4 protein-coding genes are annotated in these 4,103 nt (G+C 40.5%); 1 reads left to right on the top strand and 3 read right to left on the bottom strand.

Annotated features, from left to right (window positions below; translation table 11 throughout):
* Positions 1 to 210: 210 nt before the first annotated feature.
* Together LD39_RS00475 and LD39_RS00480 are read right to left on the bottom strand one after the other, a co-directional pair.
* The gene (locus LD39_RS00475; protein ID WP_035541660.1) at positions 211 to 1,389 is read right to left on the bottom strand and encodes an endonuclease Q family protein; all 1,179 of its coding nucleotides are present in this window, start codon (positions 1,387 to 1,389) and stop codon (positions 211 to 213) included.
* Entirely contained in the window at positions 1,386 to 1,931 is a 546-nt protein-coding gene (locus LD39_RS00480) for an NUDIX hydrolase (protein ID WP_035541662.1), read from the bottom strand. Before LD39_RS00480 ends, LD39_RS00475 begins: the two co-directional genes overlap by 4 nt.
* Before the next feature lie 109 nt (positions 1,932 to 2,040).
* Here LD39_RS00480 and LD39_RS00485 point away from each other — a divergent pair, with 109 nt between their 5' ends.
* Positions 2,041 to 2,961: an aldo/keto reductase gene (locus LD39_RS00485; RefSeq protein ID WP_035541664.1), complete on the top strand. Its 921-nt coding sequence runs from the start codon at positions 2,041 to 2,043 to the stop codon at positions 2,959 to 2,961.
* A 56-nt stretch (positions 2,962 to 3,017) separates the two neighbouring features.
* On the opposite strand, the gene LD39_RS00490 is transcribed toward LD39_RS00485, so the two are convergent.
* Positions 3,018 to 4,058 carry a dipeptidase gene (locus LD39_RS00490; RefSeq protein WP_035541665.1) on the bottom strand — a complete coding sequence of 347 codons (1,041 nt, stop codon included), beginning with the start codon at positions 4,056 to 4,058 and terminating at the stop codon, positions 3,018 to 3,020.
* Positions 4,059 to 4,103 lie beyond the last annotated feature (45 nt).

Raw genomic sequence — 4,103 nt, forward strand, 5'->3', positions numbered from 1 at the left:
ATCTTGTTTCTGCACGAAATTCATGCTGTTCACAATAACTGCACCAAACACCATTCCCATAATAAAGAGCACAAAGATAAATACAAATATGTTCGTATGACTTTGTAAATCGTTCTTTATTGTTCGAATTCCCTGCTGCATAGAATTCCATCCTTTCTCATAACAGGTCTATGACCAATCTATGATGAAAGGAGAAAAAGTAGACCACTTTCAATTGGAATCCGTCAGCACTTTACCATATTTTCCACCACCGCCTGCACTGAATTTCAACGTTCCACGTCGCATGGATAAAATGAAATCAGCTACTTTACCACTGACTACTTTGGTCAAATCGCTATAAGATACATGATGGATAATATCCATCTCAGAAGAGAACGATTCTAGTAAACGTTCATAGGTTTTCTTTCCGACCCCAGGAAGAGCGGGTAGTGGGATTTGGTAAATGTAAGCTGGTCTTGAACGGTGCTGTTCCTCTTTATTGGTTAATTCCTGAACACGTTCCGCTACTCCCTTTACAATCTTCAAACCCCCACACGAAGGACATTTTTCATCTGATTCATCCAATGGGTGCAGGCAGTTTGCACAAACTGTTTGATGGTACTTTCCCATTTTAGGATTCAATCCATAATTGGCGATTACACTTCTGCCGTCTCTCTCTTGCAGTGCCTTCTTGAGCTCTTTGAAAGTCTTATCTTTCATTTTTACTTTTTGGTACTCTCGAGCTAGATTCAACAGGGAATGAGCATCTGAGTTTGTCAAGTACGTGTAGGGTTCCAGCTCTTTAATCTGGTTTGCCATATTACAATCCGCACTCAACCCTAATTCAACTGCATCAATAAGGTTTGGATCGAAAACTTCCGTGAGAGATTGCACTACACCTTTTCCATACATGCTTTTAAAAGGAGTAAAAACATGAGCTGGAATGAATAATCCTCCGTGGCTCTGAACATATTGCTGCAGTTCTCTTCCCGTACCGTAAAAGCGTTGAGTGCTCAAATGTACATTCTTCATTTTTGAAGATAACCAATGCGTGAATCTTTCCATTTGATCTAAAAAAGGAAAATAGCAAAGTACATGTATAGGTCCTTTACAGGAATTATCGTATACTTCTATTTCTGAGCCTAAGATAAGAACCGTTTCTTCATATTTGATACCACCATCAACTAACTCCACCGCCGACCCTTGGTCGATTAGGTAGTTTAACTCTGCTTGAACCGCTGGAGCCTGTGCATCGATCGTGCCTACCATATCAAGACCTTTTCTTCGGCTGGCTTCTTTCACAATATTCGTTACAGTGAGCGATTTTGAGCCTGTTATTTTAACTGGCCTGCCATTCCAATCTTGACCGATATGGATATGTAGATCCACGAAAAAACGACCAAAAGTCATCGGCTCTCTCTCAACTTCAAATAAAGCAGGGCATATGCGGTCTTGGCGTCATGGATGCGTTGTTCACTTTCCAGTTGCTCCGCTTCTTGCAGCGTAACTTCCATCACTTCAACGAATTCATCTTCGTCTCCATCAGGACTTACTTCAAGTGGCTTAACGTTATCAGTGAAATATAAATGAACAATCTCATCGGCAAATCCAGGTGAAGTATAGAAAGAGGTAAGAAGCTTAAGATTTTCCGTTGTATAACCGGTCTCTTCTTCTAATTCTCTTAATGCACAAGTTTCAGGTTCTTCACCCTCCTCAAGCTTTCCGGCAGGAATTTCTACTAGACTCTTTTCCAATGGTTTTCGGTACTGCTCTACACAAACCAGCTTTCCTTCATCTGTTAGTGCAATGACCGCAACGGCTCCTGGATGTTTGATCAGTTCTCGTTTAGATGTATTCCCATCGGGTAAAGTAACACTGTCAATATTTAATTGGACAATCTTTCCCTTATAAATGGTTTCCGTCTCATAAGTTTTCTCTTCAAATTTTTTCATTTCACTTCCACCTTCCCGTACAATCTATCGCCATTTTATCATAGGAGTGGATGTAGTAGAGAAGATTTCGATAAGCTTGGGATGAGGTTTCTTTGAAAGGATGATAAATATGAAAAAACGTCAACTGGGACAATCTGAATTGTATGTATCAGAAATCAGCTTAGGATGCATGTCTTTAGGAACTGACCGTGATCATGCAAGATCTATCATCGATCGTGCCCTTGATGCAGGCATCAATTACTTAGATACGGCAGATTTATATGATTTCGGCACGAATGAAAAAATCGTAGGAGAAGCGATTAAAGGCCGGCGAGACGATATCATTTTAGGCACAAAAGTAGGAAATAACTTCACACCTGGCCAGGAGGGATGGACGTGGGACCCTTCAAAAAAACACATTAAACGTGGTGTAAAAGACAGCCTTCAGCGTCTGGGTACGGACTACATCGACTTATATCAGCTTCATGGAGGAACCATTGATGATCCTATTGATGAGTCAATTGAGGCTTTTGAGGAATTGAAACAAGAAGGATTGATCCGAGAATACGGAATTTCCTCCATCCGGCCTAACGTCATTCGTGAATATGTTGAAAAATCGAACATCGCAAGCGTTATGATGCAGTATAATGCATTGGATCGCAGACCAGAAGAAGAAATCCTGGACTTATTATCAGATAATGAAATTAGTGTCCTTGCACGTGGTCCTTTGGCAAAAGGGATGTTGTCCTCTAAAGGGCACGAAAAATCACAGATAAAAGCAGAGAATGGATTTCTGGAATACAGCTATGAAGAAATTCAAGCGATCACTAAAAAATGGCAAGATTATGGAAGTGAAGAGCGTACCCCTACAGCTTTAGCCTTGCAATATGTCCTACACAATCCTGCTGTAGCAACAGCGGTATTTGGTGCTAGCTCCTTAGATCAGCTAGAAGATAATTTAAGCTACTTAGAAGCAGCTCCGCTTACAAAGCAAATATTCGGCGAAATTCAAACGATGACTTCCGCTCTTCAATTTCAAAAACATCGATGAACAAAAAACAGGCCCAGTAATGACTGAGCCTGTTTTAAATTTGATTTTTTTCGGTTTCACCTTCTCCATGTATCCTTTAATACACGCAACCAATTGTCCTTGGTTATTTTATTCAAATCCCGTTCATTCAAACCCTCTTTCAGTAGCTGCTCTAATAACTTTGGAACACCTCTCACATCTTGCATAACATCCGGCACCGTTGTACCGTCGAAATCAGAGCCTAAAGCAACGTGTTCAACCCCTATTCTATCCGCAATATAAAGAATATGCTTGGTGATTTCTGTCAAAGAGACACTCGGGTCGATCTTCCCATCACGCCTTAACATATTTAAACTGTAAGTAACTCCTATGACTCCATTTGATTCTCCGATGGCGTCGATCTGCTTATTCGTTAGATTTCGGGAAATGGGACAAAGAGCATGTACATTTGAATGAGTAGCCACCAATGGTACATCCGTTAATTTAGCAATGTCCCAAAACCCTTTTTCATTCAAGTGAGATTGGTCAATCATGATTCCAAGCCTATTACATTCTTTAACCAACTGTCTCCCTTTTACCGTCAGGCCTGGTCCTGTATCAGGAGATGAAGGAAAATGAAAGGGGACCCCTTCCCCGAAGATATTAGCCCTGCTCCATACAGGGCCAAGGGAGCGCAGTCCTTTATTGTAATAATCGTGAAGAGCTTTAAAATCAGGATCGATGGACTCTGCACCTTCAATATGAAGAATGGCAGCCATATCACCATTATGGAGACACTTCTGAAGATCGCCAGTATTTTGCACAATTTTAAACTTCCCGTTAGATTCTTGTTCTGTACGTGTTAATAAATCAATCATTTGACTCGTATATTGTTGAGCATAATGGTGATCGCAAGGTTCAGACAGTGGTAACTGATACCCATCATTTGATTCATAGTCTTTTATTTCAGGAAAGTTGGTTCGATTTGGACAATAGATCGCAAAGAAGCCACCCGCAAAACCAGATTGGTATGCGCGTGAAAGATCCAAATGACTTTCCATTTCCCCTTGAAGAAACTTCTTTACCCCCTGCTCCTTTATCTTTATTACTGTATCATTATGTCCGTCTATGAACTTCAACTGCTTTCACTCCTTACAATCAAATTGCTATTTGTTATATTTTTT

Origin of the sequence: Halobacillus sp. BBL2006 (assembly GCF_000786645.1) — a bacterium.
GTDB lineage: Bacteria > Bacillota > Bacilli > Bacillales > Halobacillaceae > Halobacillus.